This window comes from Bacillus sp. XT-2 (assembly GCF_025696525.1).
Taxonomy (GTDB): Bacteria; Bacillota; Bacilli; order Bacillales; family Bacillaceae; genus Bacillus; species Bacillus halotolerans.
The window spans coordinates 358,383-378,645 of sequence record NZ_JAHVOC010000002.1 but is presented as its reverse complement, the minus strand read 5'-3'; the positions used below and the strand labels follow the sequence as shown (position 1 = coordinate 378,645).

Sequence of the window (20,263 nt, the reverse complement as noted above, 5' to 3'; positions counted from 1 at the left end):
TCAACTGAAATAAGGTTTTGACACGCAATTGATAGGGTTGTCTCTTTTTTGCAAAAGAAAAGCGGGTCAACACCCGCTTTTTCTCTTTGTTATGGACGGATTACGAGATTTGGTTTTTTCTTCAGGCTGTGTCTGCCGTCAACGAAACGGACAGTTCCTGACTTCGCACGGATGACCAAGCTTTCAGTCGTGCCGACAGACCCTTTGAATTGAACGCCTTTTAACAGCTCGCCGTCAGTTACGCCGGTAGCCGCAAAAATCGCGTCATCGCCTCTCACAAGGTCTTCCATACGCAGCACTTTGCTTAAATCAAGGCCCATTTTGTTGCAGCGTATGATTTCTTCCTCGCTTTGCGGAAGAAGTTTACCGATAATTTCTCCGCCCAGCGCTTTTAACGCTACAGCAGATAGGACGCCTTCAGGAGCTCCGCCTGATCCGAACAGGATGTCTACGCCTGTGTGGTCGAAAGCCGTGTTGATGGCGCCTGCGACATCCCCGTCATTGATCAGTTTGATTCTGGCGCCGGCCTCGCGAAGCTCGGAAATGATTTTTTCGTGTCTATCACGGTTTAAAATGGTGGCAACGACGTCCTCGACGTCTTTGTTTTTCGCTTTTGCTACCGCTTTAAGGTTATCAATGACTGGAGCTTCAATATCAATGCAGCCCACCGCTTCCGGACCGACTGCGATTTTCTGCATATACATATCTGGAGCGTTTAAAAGCGTGCCGTGGTCCGCAACTGCAATAACCGTCAGCGCATTCCAGCCGCCGCTTGCCAAAATGTTTGTGCCTTCGAGAGGATCAACGGCGACATCGACACGCGGACCGTACCCGTTTCCGAGTTTTTCCCCGATATAAAGCATCGGCGCTTCGTCCATTTCACCTTCTCCGATCACAACAGTTCCTTTCATCGGAACTGTATCAAAAACGTCTCTCATTGCGCTTGTTGCTGCTTCATCAGCCTCGTCTTTTTTTCCCCGGCCCATCCATCTTGCAGATGCTAATGCCGCAGCTTCAGTCACACGAACCAATTCCATTGATAAACTTCTTTCCATCTCAACACGATCTCCTCTCGCAAATAACCAATTAAGAATTTTGCAGCTGTTCTATCTCTTCATCAGTCATTCTCTCGCGCCAGATTGTGGCTCCCAGACCCTCGAGTTTTTTCTCAAGGCTGCTGTATCCGCGATCAATATGCTCCAGACCTGTAATTTCCGTGACGCCGTCGGCCATCAGCCCGGCAACCACTAAACAGGCTCCGGCCCGCAGATCGCTCGCCTTGACCTTAGCGCCTTGAAGGTCGACAGGTCCCGTTATGATTGCAGATCTGCCCTCTACCTTCATATTTGCGCCCATTCGTCTCAGCTCATCAATATGCTTGAATCTCGCCGAATAGATGGTGTCAGTCACGACGCTTGTCCCTTTTGCTCTCGTCAAAAGCGCTGTCATCGGCTGCTGCAAATCAGTCGGAAAGCCCGGGTATACTAGGGTTTTTACATCAACCGGCTTTAGGTTTTTCTGCCCGCCGACAATAAGCAGCTGGTCGTCGCTCGTCTCAATGTGAAAGCCCATTTCTCTCAGCTTTGCTGTTAAGGACTCAAGGTGTGTCGGGATTACATTATCGATGATGACCTCTTTGCCCATCGCAGCACCGGCAATCATAAATGTTCCGGCCTCAATTCTGTCCGGGATGATCGTATGTTTGCAGCCGTGCAGTTCCTTTACGCCATCGATTCGGATTACGTTGGTTCCAGCGCCTTTGATTTTTGCGCCCATGCTTGTGAGCAGTGTCGCGACATCAATAATCTCCGGCTCTTTCGCAGCGTTTTCGATGATGGTTTTCCCTTCTGCCAAAACAGCCGCAAGCATAATGTTAATCGTTGCCCCGACGCTTACGACATCTAAATAAATACGTGCGCCTCTCAGCCTTTCAGCGCGCAAATAAATCGCGCCCTGTTCATTGGTCACTTCAGCTCCGAGCGCTTCGAAGCCCTTGATGTGCTGGTCAATCGGACGGGGGCCCAGGTGGCAGCCGCCAGGCAATCCGATGACGGCCTGTTTAAAGCGGCCGAGCATCGCCCCCATTAAATAATACGACGCGCGCAGTTTTTTCACTTTTCCGTTAGGAAGCGGCATGCTGATCATTGATGTGGGGTCTACAATCATATCCCCATTCTCAAAATGCACATTACCGCCGATTTCCTGTAACAGGTCACGCAGCGTTTCAATATCTGAAATCTCAGGAAGCCCTTCTATTGTCACCTCGGAATTTGCCAAAATGGTTGCTGGTATTAATGCAACAGCACTGTTTTTAGCGCCGCTGATGTGTACTGTACCGTTTAACGAGTCACCGCCGGCAATATTCAACTTTTCCATGATAGTCTCCTTCCATAAGAAGATAGCTGCGGAGCTAAATAAAATGGCATTTTATTCTGTCTCTGCAAATAAAGCTCATGTCCAAAATCTAGCCAATTCGAAGAGAAAGAATACAACACATTGTAAAATATCAGGAAGAAAATAGCGAAGCTTTGCGGGGGCATAGGTTTCAAAAAATCGACAGAGACCCGCCGGCTAAAGAGACATCTTCGTCATCCGGCAAAAGCAGCACGCAACCCTCATTCCGATATCAGCTTCTGCAGCCCAATGATTCCTTCTCTGTAAGCGGCGTGCATCTGAAGGTCCGCTGGATCAGGACGGTGAAAAGCAAAGGCCGCGGCAAACAGACACTACACTCTGTTTGCCGCCGCTTGAATTACTTGTTCCAGTCTGCCAGGAATTGTTCGATTCCTTTGTCTGTTAACGGGTGCTTTGTCAGCTGATAAATGACTTTAAGCGGCATTGTGCCGATATGAGCCCCTCTTAATGCAGCTTCAGTTACATGCTGAGGATGGCGGATTGACGCCGCAATGATTTGCGTATCAAGCCCGTGGATATCAAAAATCTGCTTGACTTCTGAAATCAGGTCAAGCCCGTTATGGCCGATATCATCTAAGCGGCCTAAGAATGGAGATACATATGTAGCGCCCGCTCTTGCAGCAAGAAGCGCTTGGTTCGCATTGAAGATCAATGTGACATTTGTTTTGATGTTTAAGTCAGTAAGTGCTTTTACGGCTTTTAAACCGTCAGCCGTCATCGGGATTTTCACCGTGATGTTCGGAGCGATTTTCGCCAGTTCTTTTCCTTCCTCGATCATTTCCTCAGCTTTCAGAGAAATAACCTCCGCGCTTACAGAGCCCGGAACGACTTCTGTGATTTCACGAAGGCGGTCATGGAATGATACGTTAGCTTCTTTTGCTACTAAACTAGGATTCGTTGTTACACCGGCAAGAACTCCTAATTCATACGCTTCTTTAATCTCATCGATATTTGCTGTATCAATAAAAAATAACATTTACAAAAGCCTCCCTGAGTAAGAATTTTCAGAACTGTGAATATGATTGCGCTTTCTAAAGATAGACGGAAAACCGCCTGTCAAGCTGTCAGGCGGCTATAAAAAGTTCCAATTGAATTAAGCTTGGTTTGAAGAACCAAATTCACGCATTTTACCGATAACAGTTTCTTTAATCGCTTCGCGAGCAGGTCCAAGGTATTTACGAGGATCGTACTCGTCAGGCTTAGCTGCCAACGTTTCGCGAACAGCTTTTGCAGAAGAAATTTGGTTTTCAGTATTTACGTTGATTTTAGCTGTACCAAGTGAGATTGATTTTTTGATGTCAGCAGTCGGAATTCCAGTACCGCCGTGAAGAACGAGCGGAAGACCAGTTGAATTTCCGATCTCTTCCATTTCTTTGAAGCCAAGGTTTGGCTCACCTTTGTAAGGGCCGTGAACAGAACCTAATGCAGGTGCAAGGCAGTCGATGCCAGTGCGCTCAACAAGCTCTTGGCACTCTTTAGGATCAGCGTAGATTACGCCTTCAGCGATAACGTCGTCCTCTTGTCCGCCGACTGTTCCTAGCTCAGCTTCTACAGATACACCGTGGAAATGAGCAAGCTCAACAACTTTAGAAGTTGTTGCTACGTTTTCTTCAAATGGATGGTGAGAAGCGTCGATCATTACAGATGTGAAACCTGCATGAATCGCTTTCGCACAAGATTCAAAGCTTGAACCGTGGTCTAAGTGGATCGCAACAGGAACTGTCACTTTGTACTCTTCCATTAGTGCTTTTACCATAGCTACGACTGTTTTGAAGCCGCCCATGTAGCGTCCCGCACCTTCGGAAACACCAAGGATCACTGGAGATTTTTCTTCTTCAGCTGCTTGTAAAATCGCTTGAGTAAACTCAAGGTTGTTTAAGTTAAATTGTCCTACAGCATAACCTTTTTCTTTAGCTGTATTCAACATTTCCGTCATTGAAACTAAAGGCATGTCGAATGTCCTCCTTATGTAGCCTGATTGTCTTCTAGCGAAAAAAGCTTTCCACCCTAGCATGACCCATAATTTGCTGTCATATGTAAATACTCAGATCGCTTTTTCTCCATAACTAGAATACCAACTTTTCGACAAATCGGCAACACAATGAGCTCATTCAATTGTTTCTTCTTTTTGTCAGTTAGACTTCAGGGGCAGATATTTTTTGACGGCGTCTCTGATTTCGTCGATGTCAAACGGCTTCGCAAAGTGTGTCAATGCGCCCAGTTCCTTTGATTCCTGGATCATATCGAGTTCTCCGTAAGCCGTCATGATGATCACGCGGATGTTTTCATCAATGACTTTCATCCGTTTTAAGATTTCGATTCCGTCCATGCCGGGAATTTTCATATCCAGAAGGACAAGGTCCGGACGTTCTTTTGTCACAATATCAAGCGCTTGAAGGCCGTTCGCAGCCTGAAATGTCTGATAGCCCTCTTTATTGAACACTTCGTTAAGCAAAATACGTATTCCGTATTGATCATCAACGATTAAAATTTTTTCATTCATCATTTTACACCCCAATATTATGATTTTCGTCAAAAGTAAGCAGTAGTTTATGTATTCTGTTTGATTTTCCTATTTCCTTTAATTATAATAGTCTACTTTACGACATTTTCTGAGCATTTTCTCTTTTGTTGTATACTGTTATTGTACGTTATAAAGGAGGATTCACTTATGTTGAAAATATTTACGACACAGTTAACAGGTATTTTTTCCCGCATTCAGGATAAGGAATCTGACGCGATTGAAGATGGGGCGCGATTGCTTGCTCAAGCGGTGGTCAGCGGGCATTCCATATATATATACGGGGCAAATGAGCTTCAGGGCGTCTTATATGAGGCTACCGAAAGCAAAGAGCCGCTTCCTTCCGTCAAAGCGTTTCCCGCCAACGCGGATGAAGTGACAGAAAGCGACAGGGTGCTGATGTTTTGCTCAGGGACAGGTACAGATGAAGAACAGGCGCTCGCGAAAGAGCTTTATGAAAAAGGCGCGGGAGTCGTTTGCGTATCGCCGGCAGCCAAAGACAGCGCCGGAATCGAACAATATTGCGATGTGCATATTGATTCGAAGCTGAAAATGCCGCTCGTTCCCGATGAAGACGGCACCCGTTACGGCTTCCCTTCATTAATGACAGCATTGTATGTCTACCATGCTCTATCATTTACATTAAAAGAAATTCTGCAAGAGTATGCATAATCACTTATTGTACATGCTGTATCTTGCCGGAAACAAATAAAAAAGACTTGTCCGCTTTTGACAAACGGCAAGTCTTTTTTTATTACTTCTGATTTGCAGCTTCAACAGACGCTCCGATAAAGCCTTTAAATAATGGCTGAGGTCTTGTCGGTCTCGACTTGAACTCTGGGTGGAACTGAGAAGCCACGAACCAAGGATGGTCTTTCAGCTCGATAATTTCAACAAGGCGTCCGTCCGGGCTGGTGCCTGAGAATACGAAGCCTTGGTCTTCCATTTGCTGTCTGAATTCGTTGTTGAATTCATAACGGTGGCGGTGACGCTCGTACACCACTTCATCCTGATACACTTCAAATGCTTTCGTGCCCTCTTCAAGCTTACAAGGGTAAAGGCCGAGACGAAGTGTTCCTCCAAGATCTTCAACATCCTTCTGTTCAGGAAGAAGGTCGATGATCGGGTATTGAGTTGACGGATCAATTTCCGCAGAGTGAGCGCCTTTTAAGCCTAATACGTTTCGGGCATACTCAATAGATGCAACCTGCATGCCTAAGCAAATGCCCAAGAACGGAATCTTGTTTTCGCGGGCATGTTTTGTCGCAATGATTTTACCTTCAACACCGCGGTCACCGAAGCCGCCCGGTACGATAATACCGTCTGTGCCGCTAGTAAGCTCTCCGATGTTGCTTTCTGTTACTTCCTCAGCGTTAATCCATTTCACTTTTACATCTGTGTCAAACGCGTAGCCCGCGTGGCGAAGTGATTCAACGACAGAGATGTAAGCGTCAGGAAGCTCAACATATTTTCCGACAAGTCCGATTGTGGTCGTTTGAGACAGGTTGCTGACCTTGTTCACAAGCTCTTTCCACTCGGACATTTCCGCTTCTTTGCATTCCAGCTGCATGTGCTGGCAAACAAGCTTATCAAGTCCTTGTTTTTGAAGTTCAAGCGGAATGGAATAGAGGTTGTCCGCATCTTCACATTCAATAACCGCTTTTGTATCGATGTCGCAGAATAATGCGATTTTGTCCTTCATATCTTGAGAAATCGGCATTTCTGTACGAACAACGATAATGTTTGGCTGAATGCCCAGGCTTCTTAATTCTTTTACGCTGTGCTGTGTCGGTTTTGTTTTCAGTTCGCCGGCAGCTTTAATGTAAGGCACAAGTGTACAGTGGATGTACATCACGTTTTCACGGCCGATGTCACTCTTCATTTGGCGGATCGCTTCAAGGAATGGCAGGGATTCGATGTCTCCGACAGTACCGCCGATTTCTGTAATCACGACATCCGCGTTTGTTTCTTTACCCGCGCGGTATACGCGGTCTTTCAATTCATTTGTGATGTGCGGAATAACCTGCACTGTTCCGCCGAGGTAATCGCCGCGTCGTTCTTTTTTAAGAACTGTTGAATAGATTTTACCTGTTGTTACGTTGCTGAATTTATTCAGGTTGATGTCGATAAAACGCTCATAGTGGCCCAGGTCTAAGTCTGTTTCAGCGCCGTCATCTGTTACGAATACTTCACCGTGCTGGTAAGGGCTCATTGTTCCCGGATCGACGTTGATGTATGGATCGAATTTTTGAATTGTGACGTTCAGTCCGCGGTTTTTCAGCAAACGCCCTAATGAAGCTGCTACAATACCCTTTCCAAGTGAGGATACGACTCCCCCGGTTACAAAAATATATTTCGTCATTTCGTTTGCTCCTCTCTTCGCTCTAAGCTACATTTCTTAAAATGTACCGTTTTATAGGAAATCATTTAGCCTTTTAAATGATTTATAAGAAAAATGAGGGGTGAAAATAAGAAAGCTCCCTTTCAATTTCTTGAAAGGGAGCATAACGTTCTATGTTCTCTCTTCGTTTTTGAAGAGCCCAAAATACATACTACATAGTTCGACTATGAAAGTCAAGATCGATTTGAGGATGAAATTCTTTTACTATTTTTTATCCTCATCGCCTTCATCATAGTCATCTTCGTCATCTTCATCTTCTTCTTCATCGTCATCAATGAGATCATCATCAATTTCGAGCTCGTCTTCGTCGTCATCTTCATCGATATCGTCAAACTCATCAGCATCGAGATCAAGCTCTTCCTCAACCTCAGCCAAATCGAGCTCGTCTTCGTCAACCTCTTCAAATTCATCAAGATCAAGATCTTCTTCAACAGCTTTTTTCGCTTTTTTCTTTTTCGCCTTAACTGTCGGCTGTGTTTCTTCATCAAGCTGATCGTACGGATACCAGCTGCGAAGGCCCCAAGTCTGGTCAGAGAGCGCCAAGAAACGGCCGTCAATATTTAAATCTGTATAAAATTGTGCGATGCGGTCTCCAAGCTCTTCTTTTTTCACGCCGAGCAATGATGCAATTTCATTTAAAAGCTCCTGAAAAGGAACTGGTTTTTTATGATCTTCAAATAATTCGTGAGCGATTTCAACTAAAGCCATTTCCTTTAGCTGTTCCTGTGAATATTGTTTGATACCCAAGGTCGGACACTCCCTTTCTATTACTTATATGTATCTGTTTTATCAATAATGAAAGCGATATTGTATCGTTCTTATACAAACCATACCTCTCATTATAAACAAAATAAAACAGAATATGCTACCCTTAACAGCGTTAATTTAAATAATTTTACAAGAGTGATCCGACTGATAGATGTTTTGCCTTATTCTGCGAGCATTCTGGAGATAACCAGCCTTTGAATTTCTTGGGTACCTTCGTAGATTTGCGTAATTTTCGCGTCGCGCATATAGCGTTCAACCGGATAATCCTTCGTATAGCCGTAGCCGCCGAAAATCTGCACAGCTTCGGTCGTCACCTTCATCGCCGTATCCCCTGCCAGCAGTTTGGACATAGCGGAGGCTTTTCCATACGGAAGGCCTGACGACTCCAGCCATGCCGCCTGGTAGGTCAGTAGCCTTGAAGCTTCTATCATTGTCGCCATATCTGCAAGTTTAAAAGCTATGCCCTGCTGCTCGGCAATCGATTTGCCGAACTGTTTTCTTTCTTTTGCGTATTGAAGCGCCGCATCAAGCGCTCCCTGAGCGATGCCAACAGCCTGTGCCGCAATGCCGTTTCTTCCTCCGTCAAGCGTCTTCATCGCGATTTTGAAGCCTTCTCCTTCTTCACCGAGACGATTTTCTGCGGGAACGACACAGTCTTCAAAGATGATCTCTGTTGTCGGAGAAGAACGGATGCCTAGTTTCTTTTCTTTCTTGCCTGTCAAAAATCCTTCGAAATCCTTTTCTACAATAAAAGCGGAAATGCCTTTTTTCTTTTTCTCAGCGTTAGTGACTGCAAACACAATATAAATATCAGCGGCGCCGCCATTTGTGATAAACACTTTTGATCCGTTTAATACATAGTCATCACCGATTCGCTCAGCGGTTGTTTTCATCCCGCCGGCGTCTGAACCGGAGCCTGCTTCAGTCAAAGCGAAAGCCCCGATTTTCTGCCCAAGGGCCAGCTGTGTTAAGTACGCTGCCTTTTGTTCTTCTGTGCCAAATGCAAACAGCGGCCAGCCGCAAAGCGAGATATGCGCCGAAAGCGTCACGCCGGTGGAGGCGCAGACTTTTGACAGTTCCTCCACCGCTATGACATAAGCCAGGTAGTCACTTCCGATTCCGCCGTAAGCTTCAGGCCACGGAATCCCTGTTAATCCTAAATCCGCCATTTCCCGAAACAGGTCACGATCGAATCGTTCTTGTTCGTCACGTTCTGCCGCTGTCGGTGCAACCTCATGCTTGGCAAAATCACGAACCAATTTCCGAATCATTTCGTGTTCTTCTGTTAATGAAAAATTCATCGCTTTTCCCCCATTGTCATATCAGCGCCCAAGACAGATTGAGCCAGAAGCTCCGCGACGTCATACGTTTTGACACGATCTTCCGCTTCTTTCGCCTTCGTGCCGTCCCCAAGCATCGTGAGGCAGTACGGACAGCCGGAGCTGATTACCGACGGATTGACTGCCAGCGCTTGCTCTGTTCTGGCGACATTAATCCTGTTGCCTGACTCTTCCTCCATCCACATCAAGCCTCCGCCAGCTCCGCAGCACATGCCGGTTTCCCGGTTTCTCTCCATTTCAATAAGCCGCACACCCGGAATGGCTTTTAAAATCTCTCTCGGCGGATCATAGACTTCGTTGTACCGTCCCAAGTAGCACGAGTCGTGGAAGGTGATCGTTTCATGAACTGGGTGCTGCGGTTTTAATTTCCCGCTCTTCACAAGATCGGCCAGCACTTCCGTATGATGATACACTTCGCCTTCAAAGCCGAAATCAGGATATTCGTTTTTAAATAAATTGTATGCGTGCGGATCAATCGTAACGATTTTTTTCACATTATTTTTTTCAAATTCCGAAATATTCTTTTCGGCCAGTTCTTGAAATAAAAACTCATTTCCGAGGCGGCGCGGGGTGTCCCCTGAATTTTTTTCTTTGTTGCCGAGGATCCCAAAGGTCACACCTGCTTGGTTCAGCAGTCTTGCAAAGGAGATGGCGATCTTTTGGCTTCTGTTGTCGTATGAACCCATGGAACCGACCCAGAAAAGATATTCGAATTCTTTTTCCTCTTTTTTTAATTCTTTTACTGTCGGAATATCGGCATCTGGGGCTGCGTCGCGCCAATTTTCACGTTCCTTGCGGTTGAGGCCCCACGGATTTCCCTGCCGCTCAATACTCGTCATCGCCCGCTGTGCGTCACTGTCCATTTTTCCTTCAGTCAGCACGAGATAGCGGCGAAGGTCAATGATTTTATCAACATGCTCGTTCATGACGGGGCACTGATCTTCACAGTTCCGGCAAGTGGTGCAGGCCCAAATTTCTTCTTCGGTAATGACATCGCCGATTAAGCTCGGACTGTAATCAAGCGCGGCGGCGGCTTCCTGTGATCCGCTCCCTGAGGCAGCCGCAGCCAGCTGGTTCCCTTTCGTATGCCGGAATGCTGCAGCCGGCACCCATGGCGAGCGCGAAGTGACGGCAGCGCCTTTTTCTGTGAGGTGGTCCCTGAGGCGTAAAATTAAATCCATCGGCGACAGCATTTTTCCGGTGCCAGTCGCAGGGCACATATTGGTGCAGCGGCCGCACTCGACACACGCATACAGATCAATCAACTGGGACTGCCTGAAATCCTCAATTTTTCCCGCTCCGTAGCTTTCTTTCGTTTCGTCTGTGAAATCAATTTTTTCGAGCTTTCCGGGCGCTTCAAGCCTGTTGAAAAAGACGTTGGCAGGACCGGCAATTAAATGAGCGTGCTTTGACTGCGGCACATACACTAAAAAGCTCAGTAAAAACAGCAGATGCACCCACCATGCGATATAGAAAATCACCGCGGCGCCCGTCTCCCCGACGCCCCCAAGCAAAAACGCGATGCCTGAAGCGATCGGCTCGCTCCAAGAAAGCCCGTGATCATGCCAGATCAGATTCATTGCGTTCCCCAGTAAAACCGTCAGCATTAAACCGCCGATAAAAATGAGAACAAGTCCAGATTTAAAGCCTCGTTTCAGCCTGACGAGCTTTTCGATATAGCGTCTGTAAAATGCCCAGCCAACCGCAATTAAGATCAGAAACGTAACGATTTCCTGAAAAAAAGTGAAGGCGGGATAGATCGGGCCAAGCGGCAGACTTCGATCCGGGACCAGCCCTTTGATGATAAAGTCAATCGCTCCGAACTGAACCAATATAAAGCCGTAGAAAAACATGACGTGAATGATGCCGCTTTTCTTATCCTTGAGCAGTTTTTTCTGCCCGAATACATTCACCCATATGGCCTGAAGCCGTTCCTTGATCCGTTTATCGAACTGTTCCTTTTGGCCGAGCCTGATGTAAGCAAGCCTTGTTTTGACCAAATAGACAAACAAATAAACAGCGTAAGCGGTTACAATCAGAAATAATAATGCATTGACAATGAGAAAGCCGCTCATTCCAATTCCCCCTTTTTACTGATGAAGACCGTGATCCCCTGCCCCAAAATCTGTATAAGATTATCTTTATGATAAATAATGAATGAGTGTTCAGTCAATAATTAAATTCCTGCTGTTCGGGCACACTACCTACAACTACGGAAAGGAGTGCCGGGATGAAGGTATTTTTCGTGATTCTCATCATTGTCATCATACTATTGGCTTTAATCCTGCTGGATATCTTTATGGGCCGCGCCGCATACCGAAAGAAAGCGTACGAGCCTGTTTTTTCAAAAAAGAAAAGTGATATCGAATTGATTCACTGCGGCGCTGATCTTGTTGAACGAATGATGGAAGATATACGCGATGCTGTCTCTTCCGTTCACGTGATGTTTTTCATTATGAAAAACGATGAGGTCAGCCACAATATGTTCACACTGCTGAAAACAAAAGCCCAGGCCGGCGTATCGGTTTATTTGCTTCTGGATTGGTCGGGCAGCCAAAAAATTAAAAAACCGGCGCTGGAGACAATGAAAAACGCCGGCGTTCACGTTCATTTTCTGAACCGGCCCCGTTTCCCTTATTTCTTTTTTCATATACAAAAACGAAATCACCGGAAAATTGCTGTGATGGATGGAAAAGTCGGCTATGTCGGCGGGTTTAACATTGGTGAGGAATACCTTGGGAAGAAGGCGAAGTTCGGCAATTGGGAGGATTATCATCTGCGTATGACGGGAGAAGGTGTCCGAGATCTTCAAACACTTTTTACAGCCGACCTGAAACGAAATACCGGATCAGCCGAACTGGGTCCGGATGTTTGGCCTGAGCTTCCGCAAGGGAATATCCCTCATAAGATTTATGCGACTGACGGCTATTCTCTTGAAAAAACGTATTTGGCAAATATCGCACAGGCGAAAGAGCGCATTACGATTTGCACGCCATATTATATTCCGACTAAACCGCTTCAGCAGGCCTTGGTCAAAGCAAGAAAAAACGGTGTAGACGTTACATTGATTGTGCCGATGAAATCAGATCACCCGCTGGTCAGAGAAGCTGCTTTTACATATTATTCGGACCTGCTGGATGCCGGCTGTCTCATCTACCGTTTTTACCAAGGGTTTTATCATGTGAAAGCCTTGATCATTGACGATCACTTCAGCATCATCGGCACAGCCAATTTTGATCAGCGCAGCCTGTTTTTAAATGAAGAGGTAAACGTTGCAATTGATGATGTTGCATTTACAAAAGAAGTCTATGCCACGATTGAAGAGGATATTAAAAAGTCGGAGCTGCTGACAAAAGAAAATTTCAAAAAGCGCACGTTCAGGCAGCGACCGGCGGAATGGCTCGGTAAAGCATTATCTTATTTTCTATAAAGGAGAGTTCCTATGATTTTCAGATTCGGGTTCGTCTCAAATGCGATGAGCCTTTGGGATGCGTCTCCCGCCAAAACACTGACATTCGCCCGTTATTCAAAGCTGCCCGAGGATGAGAGAAAAGAAGCCCTTTTGGCTGTGACGAAAGCCAACTTGCGCAATACCATGAGAACCCTTCACTATATCATCGGCCACGATATTCCATTGTACCGTTTTTCCAGCTCAATTGTGCCGCTGGCCACTCATCCTGACGTGATGTGGGACTTTGTGACGCCGTTTCGCAAGGAGTTCCGTGAGATTGGAGAGCTCGTGAAAAAATACAATCTGCGCACAAGCTTTCATCCTAACCAGTTTACCCTGTTTACTAGCCCTAAAGAATCCATTACAGCAAATGCAGTAACCGATATGGCTTATCACTACCGCATGCTTGAAGCGATGGGGATTGCAGACCGCTCAGTTATCAACATCCATATCGGCGGCGCTTACGGAAACAAAGAAAACGCTCTGAAACAATTTCATCAAAACATGAAAATGCTTCCGAAAGAGATCAAACAGCGGATGACGCTGGAAAATGACGATAAAACGTACACCACGGAAGAGACGCTTCAGGTCTGTGAACAAGAGAATGTTCCGTTTGTCTTTGATTTTCATCATTTTTACGCAAACTCGGATGATCATGCAGACCTGAATGAAGCACTGCCCCGGATGATCAACACATGGCAGCGGATCGGATTGCAGCCGAAGGTCCATCTTTCCTCTCCAAAATCGGAGCAAGCGGTGCGCAGCCATGCGGAATATGTAGACGCCAACTTCTTGCTGCCGCTTTTGGAGCGCTTCAGGCAATGGGGAACCAATATTGATTTTATGATCGAGGCGAAACAGAAGGACAAGGCGCTTCTCCGGCTGATGGATGAATTGAGCTCAATCCGCGGCGTGAAACGGATTGGCGGCGGCACTCTGCAATGGAAATCATAAGTGTGCAAAAACAGGTTTACAGTTTGTACACATTGGGAACATACGCTATATAAGACAAGAATCAATGGAGGAGAAAGAACATGAAAAACATCAAGTCTCTAAAAGTAGCCGCACAGGCATTTACTTTAAGAAATTTGATTCACCTATATAAAATGTGCCATTCCGGAAGCCACGAGGTTTATATTTACTCAAAGAAAACGATGTGCAAAATCAAAAGCTTAATCGAGCTGGAAACGTTCCGTATGGCTCATAATGAAAAAGAATATCTGATTGTGGTTGAAGGAACAAAAGCGTCTCAGCTGGTTGAAAAGTTTCAGAATATGATTGAGCCCGCTGAGAGAGAAGCGCTCTAACTTACATAAAAAAGGATAGACAGTGATGTCTATCCTTTTTCTTATGCTCGTTTATAATGCAGCTGCGCCGCCTGTCCAAATCGTTTCATATCGGTTAAACGCAGCTTTGTTTCGGTATTTTGTTCATGAAACAGCGGAATGCCGCTCCCCAATACAACCGGGATGACAGTGATGATGTATTCGTCGATGGCGTCCTCTTTCATAAAAGTATTCACCAGCTCTGCCCCGCCCGCGATCCAGATATTTAAGCCTTTTTGCTGTTTTAAGCGGCCGGTGAACGCTTTGATGTCTTCATCGATAAACATCACGTGTTTATCATGATAGCTGTCGGGCGTTTCTGTAAACACGTAGCATGTTTTATCCTGATACGGAAAATCGGGTGTGAGAATTTTGATGTGTTCGTATGTGCTCCGCCCTAAAATGACGGTATCAACAGTCTGATAAAATTCACTGTACCCGTTATCACCCTCGCCTTCAAATTCATCCAGCCAGTCGACGCTCCCATCCTCTCTCGCGATCATCCCGTCTAACGAAACAGCTATGTACAGCACATTTTTTCTATCCATACTCTCCTCCTATTGCTGCACCATCTCTCCGAACTGTGCATGATGCAGTCTGCTGTAAATACCGCCGGCTTCGATCAGTTCCTGATGCCGCCCTTGTTCCTCGATACCGTTTTTTGTCACGACGACAATTCTGTCCGCGTGTTTGATCGTCGCCAGTCTGTGGGCGATCACCAGCGTCGTGCGCCCCTCCGACAATTCTTGAAGCGCCTTTTGGATCGCCGCTTCTGTTTCCGTATCAAGGGCGGAAGTTGCCTCGTCCAGAATCAGGATAGATGGATTTTTCAAGAACATCCTCGCAATTGAAAGGCGCTGCTTTTGCCCGCCGGAAAGTTTTACGCCGCGTTCTCCGATGACAGTGTCCAATCCATCCGGCATGTTATTGACGAGTTCTTCCAAGTGAGCCTGCTTCACAGCCTGCCAGATTTCCTCTTCCGATGCATCCAAACGGCCATATGCAATATTCTCTCTCAGTGTGCCCGAGAATAAGAAAACATCCTGCTGCACAACGCCAATCTGCCCGCGCAAGGAAGACAGCGTCATGTCTTTAGTGCTGATGCCGTCAATGGTAATGTCGCCTTCTGACGCTTCATAAAAGCGCGGAAGCAGACTGCAAAGTGTTGATTTCCCCGCTCCGGACGGACCGACAAACGCTACCGTTTCCCCCGCCCGAATGGTCAGGTTAATGTCATGAAGGACATGTTGATTCTCATCATAGCCAAACGAAACATGCTGATAGCGGATATCACCTTTCAGTCCGGAAACGTCTCTCGCCTCAGGAGAATCCTGAATATCCGGCTCCGTCTCCATCAGTTCCATGTAGCTTTTAAAGCCGGCAATTCCCCGCGGATACATTTCAATAATGGCGTTAATTTTGTCAATCGGCCGAAACAGGACATTCGTTAATAGCACAAACGCCACAAATTCTCCGTATGACAAGGAGCCTCGGATGACAAACCACGTACCGCACAAGAGGACAAACAGCGTAACAAACCGTGTCAGCATATAGCTGATGGAGCCGTTTTTCGCCATGATTTTATATGACGACAGCTTAGTGATGCGGAATCGCTGATTGTTGACAGCAAAGCGCTCTTTTTCAAACGATTCATTGCCGAACGCCTGAACGAGCCGGATGCCGCCGATATTATTTTCTACCCGCGCACTGAAGTCTCCGATATCCTTGTTCAGCGTCGTAAACGCTTTGGTCATTTTTTTGTTGAAGTAAAGCGCAAGCCAAATGACAATCGGCATGATAATAAACGTCAGCAATGCCAGCTGCCAGTTGATAAACAGCATAACCCCGAACGCCCCGAGAATCGTCATAATGGCGATGAACAAATCTTCTGGACCGTGATGGGCGACTTCGCCGATGTACATTAAGTCGTTCGTCAGCTTCGACATTAACGTTCCCGTCTTGTTGTTGTCGTAAAATTTGAAGGACAGCTTTTGCAGATGGTCAAATAGCGACTTTCTCATATCGGTTTCAATATTGATTCCGAGCATATGCCCCCAATACGTGACGACATATTGAAGAGCCGAGCTGAGCGCGTAAACCGCGAACAATCCGATTGAGGTCGCGATGATCAGGCCCCAGTCTCTCCCCGGAAGCAAGGTATCAATAAAATAATTGACGATTAAAGGAAAACTCAGCTCCATTAAGCCTCCTGCGATCGCCGAGAAAAAGTCGAGAAAGAACAATGTTTTATATGGTTTATAATACGCAAAAAATTGCCGCAGCACCCTATCTTCCCCCAATGCATTAATAACTGATAAGATTTCTCAATTATACTATACACTGGCTGTTTTGAAAGACAGTATTTCTTTTTTCTTACAGAACACTTGAAAAGAGACGGGCAACTGATTCCTTTGTCCGGTCGGCCATTCCTCTTTTATAAAAGCCGACAGGGCTAAGCTTCTCACTTTCCAGCATATCCTCTTCGAAATGGTCTTCCAAGGTGCGGATCGCTTCGGCATCCGTGAAAAAAACGTTCACTTCAAAATTGAGCTGAAAGCTGCGCATATCCATGTTTGCGGTTCCGACTGAGGCGAGATCGCCGTCAATGATTATCACTTTTTGGTGCATGAAGCCTTTTTGATAGGAATACACCTCAATCCCTTCTAGAAGCAGCTCAGGGAAATACGATCTCGACGCGTATTGCGTTAAAAAGCTGTCATTCGTCTCCGGCACCATAATCCGCACCTGAACCCCTTTTGTCGCGGCGGCTTTCAAAGCCGTGCGGATGGATTCATTCGGGACAAAATAAGGCGTGGCGATCCACACAGATTTCTGCGCTGTAGAAATCATTTCATAGTAGAGGTCACTCATGCTTTCCTTCATGTCAGGCCCTGTCGCGACAATTTGATAAATGCCTCCTCCCTCCACGGGGACTGGCGTATTGTAGTCTTTTTGATCAATTAACACTTCATTAGAGACATATTCCCAATCCAGCATAAAGATGGCGTGAAGCGTTTGCACAATTTCTCCTTCCAGCCGCAGATGAGTGTCTCTCCAAAAACCGATAATCGGGTCTCGGCTGATATATTCCTTCCCGACATTCAATCCGCCGACAAAACCGACTTTCCCGTCTATGATCACGATTTTACGGTGATTTCGAAAATTCAATTTCTGATTGAAGAACCCGTATTTCAGCGGAGAAAAAGGAACGATGTCCACGCCCGCTTTTTTCATTTTCATAATATCTCTTCCTGCCAATTTGATGCTGCCCGCAGCGTCATATAAAAACCGCACCTCGACACCCTGACGCGCCTTTTCCATCATAATCTCCATCATGCCGCGCCCAAGCATGTCCGATTTGAACATGTAGTATTCGATATGCAGATAAGATTCCGCTTTCCGCATTGCTTTGAAAATATCAGGAAAGGTTTCTTCCCCGTTTTTCAAAACCTTCACCCTGCTTTTCGTGTTGATATTCATATGTGAAGCCCTGATGGAATAGGTAAAAAACCTTTCTTGATTGTCCTTCAATCCGGTCACTTCAGGCGTTTCCTCCATGTCAAACTGCTTTCGAAGCTTCTCCCTGTTGTACATTCGTTTTGTTTTAAACAGCTTTCCTTTTACATACAGCTGTCCGGAAAACAGATAAAACATGTAGCCCGCGATCGGAAAAAAGACTAGAATATGTATCCATAACAGCGTGTGCTGTGACGTTCGATTTTCAAGGATTAACGAATAAATGCTGAACAAAATAATGCCGGCATAGCAAAGCAATCCTCCGTAAAACTCAAGCCTGGAAACCGGAAAAACCCATATGACGTATGCCCCGATGAGCATGATATATAAAAAGAAAAACTCCAGTCTCCTTTTCAGCATTTGTCTCCTCTCCAATCCGATCCGATTACCTTCGTATTTCCTCTTATTTCTAACCTTTAAACCTTTCTATGAAAAAAGCCTCTCCGCGCACGGGGCGGAAAGGCTTACGAGGAGGCTTCCTGTGATTGGCCGGAAGTAAAGTTCTTGAGCAAATCTGGCTTCAGCGAGTAGCTGCTTTTGATTTTATGCTTAAAGAAGCCGACAGCCAATCCCGTGATGGCAATGGACAGGATGGAGCAGAGGCCTTTTTGCAAACCGACGGAAAAAATGCCGGCCAGCACAACGGCGAAATCGAAGGCGAAATTAACCGTTCCCGGATTCCACCCGTATCGCTTTTGCATAAATAAAGCGAGAATATTGGCGCCGCCAAGGGATGCCTGATGATAAAACATGAGCGACAGGCCGAACCCGATCAATGCTCCGCCGCAAATCGCGCCGGCAAACGGGGAAAAAGAGACGGGCGGAAGCCAGTGATCAGCGCTTGTAAAAAGAGTCAGTGCTGTTACTGCAAATAACGTGGATAAAGTGAAGCTGGCACCCATTCTGATAAAAGAAAAGACATAAAACGGGATATTAATCAGAAAGAAGATAATAGCAAACGAGGAATGAAACACGTACGTCAGGCTTAGAGAAAGGCCGGCTGTGCCGCCGGTTAATACATGAGAATGTCTGAGAGTCAGAACCCCGGCGCTAGTGATGAGGCAGGCAGTTAAAATGAGGAACATCCGTTTCATTCTTCACTCTCCTTTTTCGAACATATTGTTATTTCCAAATACAAAAATATCAGTATTCCTTGCCGCCAAGCAATTGTCTTGTAAGAAAATATCTTAGGTTTTTATTTTTTCCTATAATGTGAAGAGAAGATGAGAAATCCCCCTTTTTGGCAAAGGGGGATGTTTTTACGGATGCTGTATGTGTCGTTTCGAACGCTTGCGATATACGACATAGCTGCGGGTCAGGTATTTGAGCGGCAGGCTGAACACGTGAACCAATCTCGTAAATGGCCACATGATAAAAATGACGTATCCCATGAGAATATGAAGCTTAAACCATAGCGGAACACTCTCCATTAAAGAAGCGTCCGGCCTCAACAAAAAGATCTGCCTGAACCACGGCCCGACTGTTGTCCGGTAATCGAATCCTTTCGAATCAACGTTGAGAAATGTGGCTGCAACGCCCGAGACCATCACAAACAGCAGCAAAAACAGCGTGAGAAAATCGGAGGGCGAGCTGGTTTTGCGGATCCTTTTGTCAAACAGCCTTCTGTATGTCAGGATGAAAAGTCCAATTACTGCAGCAATTCCCGCCGGCAAGCCGACGCCAATCGCCATTTTGTGATAAACGTGTTCTGTGATGCCGATTGCACGATACACACCTTCGGGGATGAGAATGCCCATAACGTGTCCGCCGATAACAAACAGCATCCCCCAATGAAAGAGCGTGCTGCCCGCCGCAAGCTTTTTCTTTTCTAACAGTTCGCTTGATTTGGCGGTCCAGCCAAACTGGTCGTGCTGATAGCGGTAAATATGCCCGCCGATAAATATCGTCCATACCATATACGGCATGATGACCCACAGGATCTGCCCGCTCATGTCCGAACAGCTCCTTCGCTGCTTTCACACAAGCCGATTTCCTCAAGCGCGGTAAGCAGTGCATCCAGCAGTACGGCATATAAACTTTGGTTTTGATCTAAACGGGATGTCAGCTCCCGCAAATTAGACAGATACTTCTCAAATATGCTCTTGGCTTCCTTCATCTCCGCAATGGCGGCGAATTCCAGCATAAGCGGCAGGTAATCGGGAAGCTCTTTGTCTGTCGGGAGGAAGCCGGATTGCTCATATGTGTTCTTTAACTGCAGCAATTCAATGCCGCGTTCCCTTTGCTCGCCTGAGTTAAAGTAGGTGACATACATATTCGTTTTTTTCCCGAAGTCAAAAGTGTATACATAATGTTCAATCAGGGCCTGCTGGGAAAAACATGCTGATGACTTTACAAAGTGAAGCAGTTTCTCCCGGCTATGCTGATTTTCGATTTCATTGATCAGATCTTCCCATTCGGGATGTTCCGCTCTCCACTCTTCATCCGGATACGAAAGAAGATAAGAAAGAGCCGAGAATGTGATTTGCCGGTCTGTGGTGTTCATCGTGTTACACCTCATTTTTCTTT

The 20,263-nt window shown here is 46.1% G+C and carries 19 protein-coding genes; 4 read left to right on the top strand and 15 right to left on the bottom strand.

From position 1 onward, the window contains the following. Positions 1-89: 89 nt before the first annotated feature. From glpX to spo0F, 5 genes are all read right to left on the bottom strand, one after another. Positions 90-1,055 carry a class II fructose-bisphosphatase gene (gene glpX, locus KXD37_RS07965; RefSeq protein ID WP_044159762.1) on the bottom strand — a complete coding sequence of 322 codons (966 nt, stop codon included), beginning with the start codon at positions 1,053-1,055 and terminating at the stop codon, positions 90-92. Positions 1,056-1,086: 31 nt separating this feature from the next. Next, positions 1,087-2,376 carry a UDP-N-acetylglucosamine 1-carboxyvinyltransferase gene (locus KXD37_RS07960; RefSeq protein WP_024123187.1) on the bottom strand — a complete coding sequence of 430 codons (1,290 nt, stop codon included), beginning with the start codon at positions 2,374-2,376 and terminating at the stop codon, positions 1,087-1,089. Between the two features lie 376 nt (positions 2,377-2,752). Then, positions 2,753-3,391 (bottom strand): fructose-6-phosphate aldolase, encoded by a 639-nt coding sequence (fsa, locus tag KXD37_RS07955; protein ID WP_024123188.1) that lies wholly within the window; start codon positions 3,389-3,391, stop codon positions 2,753-2,755. Between the two features lie 117 nt (positions 3,392-3,508). Beyond that, positions 3,509-4,366, bottom strand: coding sequence for a class II fructose-bisphosphate aldolase (locus tag KXD37_RS07950; protein ID WP_024123189.1), 858 nt, complete (start codon positions 4,364-4,366; stop codon positions 3,509-3,511). Positions 4,367-4,546: 180 nt separating this feature from the next. Then, a complete protein-coding gene (spo0F, locus tag KXD37_RS07945; RefSeq protein WP_003227621.1) occupies positions 4,547-4,921 on the bottom strand; it encodes a sporulation initiation phosphotransferase Spo0F in 375 nt (124 codons plus the stop codon). A 165-nt stretch (positions 4,922-5,086) separates the two neighbouring features. On the opposite strand from spo0F, the gene KXD37_RS07940 reads away from it, so the two are divergent. Further along, on the top strand, positions 5,087-5,608 hold the full coding sequence (locus tag KXD37_RS07940) for a DUF2529 domain-containing protein (RefSeq protein ID WP_024123190.1): 522 nt from the start codon (positions 5,087-5,089) through the stop codon (positions 5,606-5,608). Between the two features lie 82 nt (positions 5,609-5,690). On the opposite strand, the gene pyrG is transcribed toward KXD37_RS07940, so the two are convergent. The 4 genes from pyrG to KXD37_RS07920 form a co-directional block, all read right to left on the bottom strand. Further along, positions 5,691-7,298, bottom strand: a complete 1,608-nt coding sequence (pyrG, locus tag KXD37_RS07935; RefSeq protein ID WP_095712807.1) for a glutamine hydrolyzing CTP synthase — start codon at positions 7,296-7,298, stop codon at positions 5,691-5,693. A 243-nt stretch (positions 7,299-7,541) separates the two neighbouring features. Continuing rightward, entirely contained in the window at positions 7,542-8,084 is a 543-nt protein-coding gene (gene rpoE / locus KXD37_RS07930) for a DNA-directed RNA polymerase subunit delta (RefSeq protein ID WP_106019720.1), read from the bottom strand. A gap of 182 nt (positions 8,085-8,266) precedes the next feature. After that, on the bottom strand, positions 8,267-9,406 hold the full coding sequence (acdA, locus tag KXD37_RS07925) for an acyl-CoA dehydrogenase AcdA (protein WP_106019721.1): 1,140 nt from the start codon (positions 9,404-9,406) through the stop codon (positions 8,267-8,269). After that, entirely contained in the window at positions 9,403-11,520 is a 2,118-nt protein-coding gene (locus KXD37_RS07920) for a heterodisulfide reductase-related iron-sulfur binding cluster (protein WP_151174588.1), read from the bottom strand. The genes acdA and KXD37_RS07920 overlap by 4 nt, the downstream gene beginning before the upstream one ends. 155 nt (positions 11,521-11,675) lie before the next feature. Between KXD37_RS07920 and cls (KXD37_RS07915) the strand changes: the two genes are divergently transcribed. The 3 genes from cls (KXD37_RS07915) to KXD37_RS07905 all read left to right on the top strand — a co-directional run bounded on the left by cls (KXD37_RS07915) (position 11,676) and on the right by KXD37_RS07905 (position 14,203). After that, positions 11,676-12,875 carry a cardiolipin synthase gene (gene cls, locus KXD37_RS07915; protein WP_254517921.1) on the top strand — a complete coding sequence of 400 codons (1,200 nt, stop codon included), beginning with the start codon at positions 11,676-11,678 and terminating at the stop codon, positions 12,873-12,875. A 12-nt stretch (positions 12,876-12,887) separates the two neighbouring features. Then, positions 12,888-13,850 carry a UV DNA damage repair endonuclease UvsE gene (gene uvsE, locus KXD37_RS07910; RefSeq protein ID WP_095712803.1) on the top strand — a complete coding sequence of 321 codons (963 nt, stop codon included), beginning with the start codon at positions 12,888-12,890 and terminating at the stop codon, positions 13,848-13,850. 80 nt (positions 13,851-13,930) lie between these two features. After that, the gene (locus KXD37_RS07905; protein WP_010332264.1) at positions 13,931-14,203 is read left to right on the top strand and encodes a hypothetical protein; all 273 of its coding nucleotides are present in this window, start codon (positions 13,931-13,933) and stop codon (positions 14,201-14,203) included. Positions 14,204-14,244: 41 nt separating this feature from the next. On the opposite strand, the gene KXD37_RS07900 is transcribed toward KXD37_RS07905, so the two are convergent. From KXD37_RS07900 to narJ, 6 genes are all read right to left on the bottom strand, one after another. Further along, a complete protein-coding gene (locus KXD37_RS07900; RefSeq protein WP_106019724.1) occupies positions 14,245-14,769 on the bottom strand; it encodes a dihydrofolate reductase family protein in 525 nt (174 codons plus the stop codon). Positions 14,770-14,778: 9 nt separating this feature from the next. Then, entirely contained in the window at positions 14,779-16,506 is a 1,728-nt protein-coding gene (locus KXD37_RS07895) for an ABC transporter ATP-binding protein (RefSeq protein WP_095712801.1), read from the bottom strand. Positions 16,507-16,594: 88 nt separating this feature from the next. Further along, positions 16,595-18,097 carry a cardiolipin synthase gene (cls, locus tag KXD37_RS07890; protein ID WP_263463466.1) on the bottom strand — a complete coding sequence of 501 codons (1,503 nt, stop codon included), beginning with the start codon at positions 18,095-18,097 and terminating at the stop codon, positions 16,595-16,597. Positions 18,098-18,201: 104 nt separating this feature from the next. Next, complete coding sequence (locus KXD37_RS07885; RefSeq protein ID WP_101864896.1) at positions 18,202-18,831, bottom strand: YitT family protein; 630 nt, start codon at positions 18,829-18,831, stop codon at positions 18,202-18,204. A gap of 165 nt (positions 18,832-18,996) precedes the next feature. Then, on the bottom strand, positions 18,997-19,689 hold the full coding sequence (gene narI, locus KXD37_RS07880) for a respiratory nitrate reductase subunit gamma (RefSeq protein WP_106021908.1): 693 nt from the start codon (positions 19,687-19,689) through the stop codon (positions 18,997-18,999). Beyond that, positions 19,686-20,240: a nitrate reductase molybdenum cofactor assembly chaperone gene (gene narJ / locus KXD37_RS07875; protein ID WP_263463465.1), complete on the bottom strand. Its 555-nt coding sequence runs from the start codon at positions 20,238-20,240 to the stop codon at positions 19,686-19,688. The genes narI and narJ overlap by 4 nt, the downstream gene beginning before the upstream one ends. Positions 20,241-20,263: the final 23 nt, after the last annotated feature.

Bases quoted from the DNA above. Each gene is read 5' to 3' on its own strand.
- KXD37_RS07960 (WP_024123187.1), bottom strand. From the start codon at position 2,376: ATGGAAAAGTTGAATATTGCCGGCGGTGACTCGTTAAACGGTACAGTA.
- uvsE (WP_095712803.1), top strand. From the start codon at position 12,888: ATGATTTTCAGATTCGGGTTCGTCTCAAATGCGATGAGCCTTTGGGAT.
- KXD37_RS07885 (WP_101864896.1), bottom strand. From the start codon at position 18,831: ATGAAACGGATGTTCCTCATTTTAACTGCCTGCCTCATCACTAGCGCC.
- fsa (WP_024123188.1), bottom strand. From the start codon at position 3,391: ATGTTATTTTTTATTGATACAGCAAATATCGATGAGATTAAAGAAGCG.
- acdA (WP_106019721.1), bottom strand. From the start codon at position 9,406: ATGAATTTTTCATTAACAGAAGAACACGAAATGATTCGGAAATTGGTT.
- KXD37_RS07900 (WP_106019724.1), bottom strand. From the start codon at position 14,769: ATGGATAGAAAAAATGTGCTGTACATAGCTGTTTCGTTAGACGGGATG.
- KXD37_RS07905 (WP_010332264.1), top strand. From the start codon at position 13,931: ATGAAAAACATCAAGTCTCTAAAAGTAGCCGCACAGGCATTTACTTTA.
- KXD37_RS07950 (WP_024123189.1), bottom strand. From the start codon at position 4,366: ATGCCTTTAGTTTCAATGACGGAAATGTTGAATACAGCTAAAGAAAAA.
- narI (WP_106021908.1), bottom strand. From the start codon at position 19,689: ATGAGCGGGCAGATCCTGTGGGTCATCATGCCGTATATGGTATGGACG.
- KXD37_RS07940 (WP_024123190.1), top strand. From the start codon at position 5,087: ATGTTGAAAATATTTACGACACAGTTAACAGGTATTTTTTCCCGCATT.
- narJ (WP_263463465.1), bottom strand. From the start codon at position 20,240: ATGAACACCACAGACCGGCAAATCACATTCTCGGCTCTTTCTTATCTT.
- KXD37_RS07920 (WP_151174588.1), bottom strand. From the start codon at position 11,520: ATGAGCGGCTTTCTCATTGTCAATGCATTATTATTTCTGATTGTAACC.
- cls (WP_263463466.1), bottom strand. From the start codon at position 18,097: ATGCTGAAAAGGAGACTGGAGTTTTTCTTTTTATATATCATGCTCATC.
- pyrG (WP_095712807.1), bottom strand. From the start codon at position 7,298: ATGACGAAATATATTTTTGTAACCGGGGGAGTCGTATCCTCACTTGGA.
- cls (WP_254517921.1), top strand. From the start codon at position 11,676: ATGAAGGTATTTTTCGTGATTCTCATCATTGTCATCATACTATTGGCT.
- spo0F (WP_003227621.1), bottom strand. From the start codon at position 4,921: ATGATGAATGAAAAAATTTTAATCGTTGATGATCAATACGGAATACGT.
- glpX (WP_044159762.1), bottom strand. From the start codon at position 1,055: ATGGAAAGAAGTTTATCAATGGAATTGGTTCGTGTGACTGAAGCTGCG.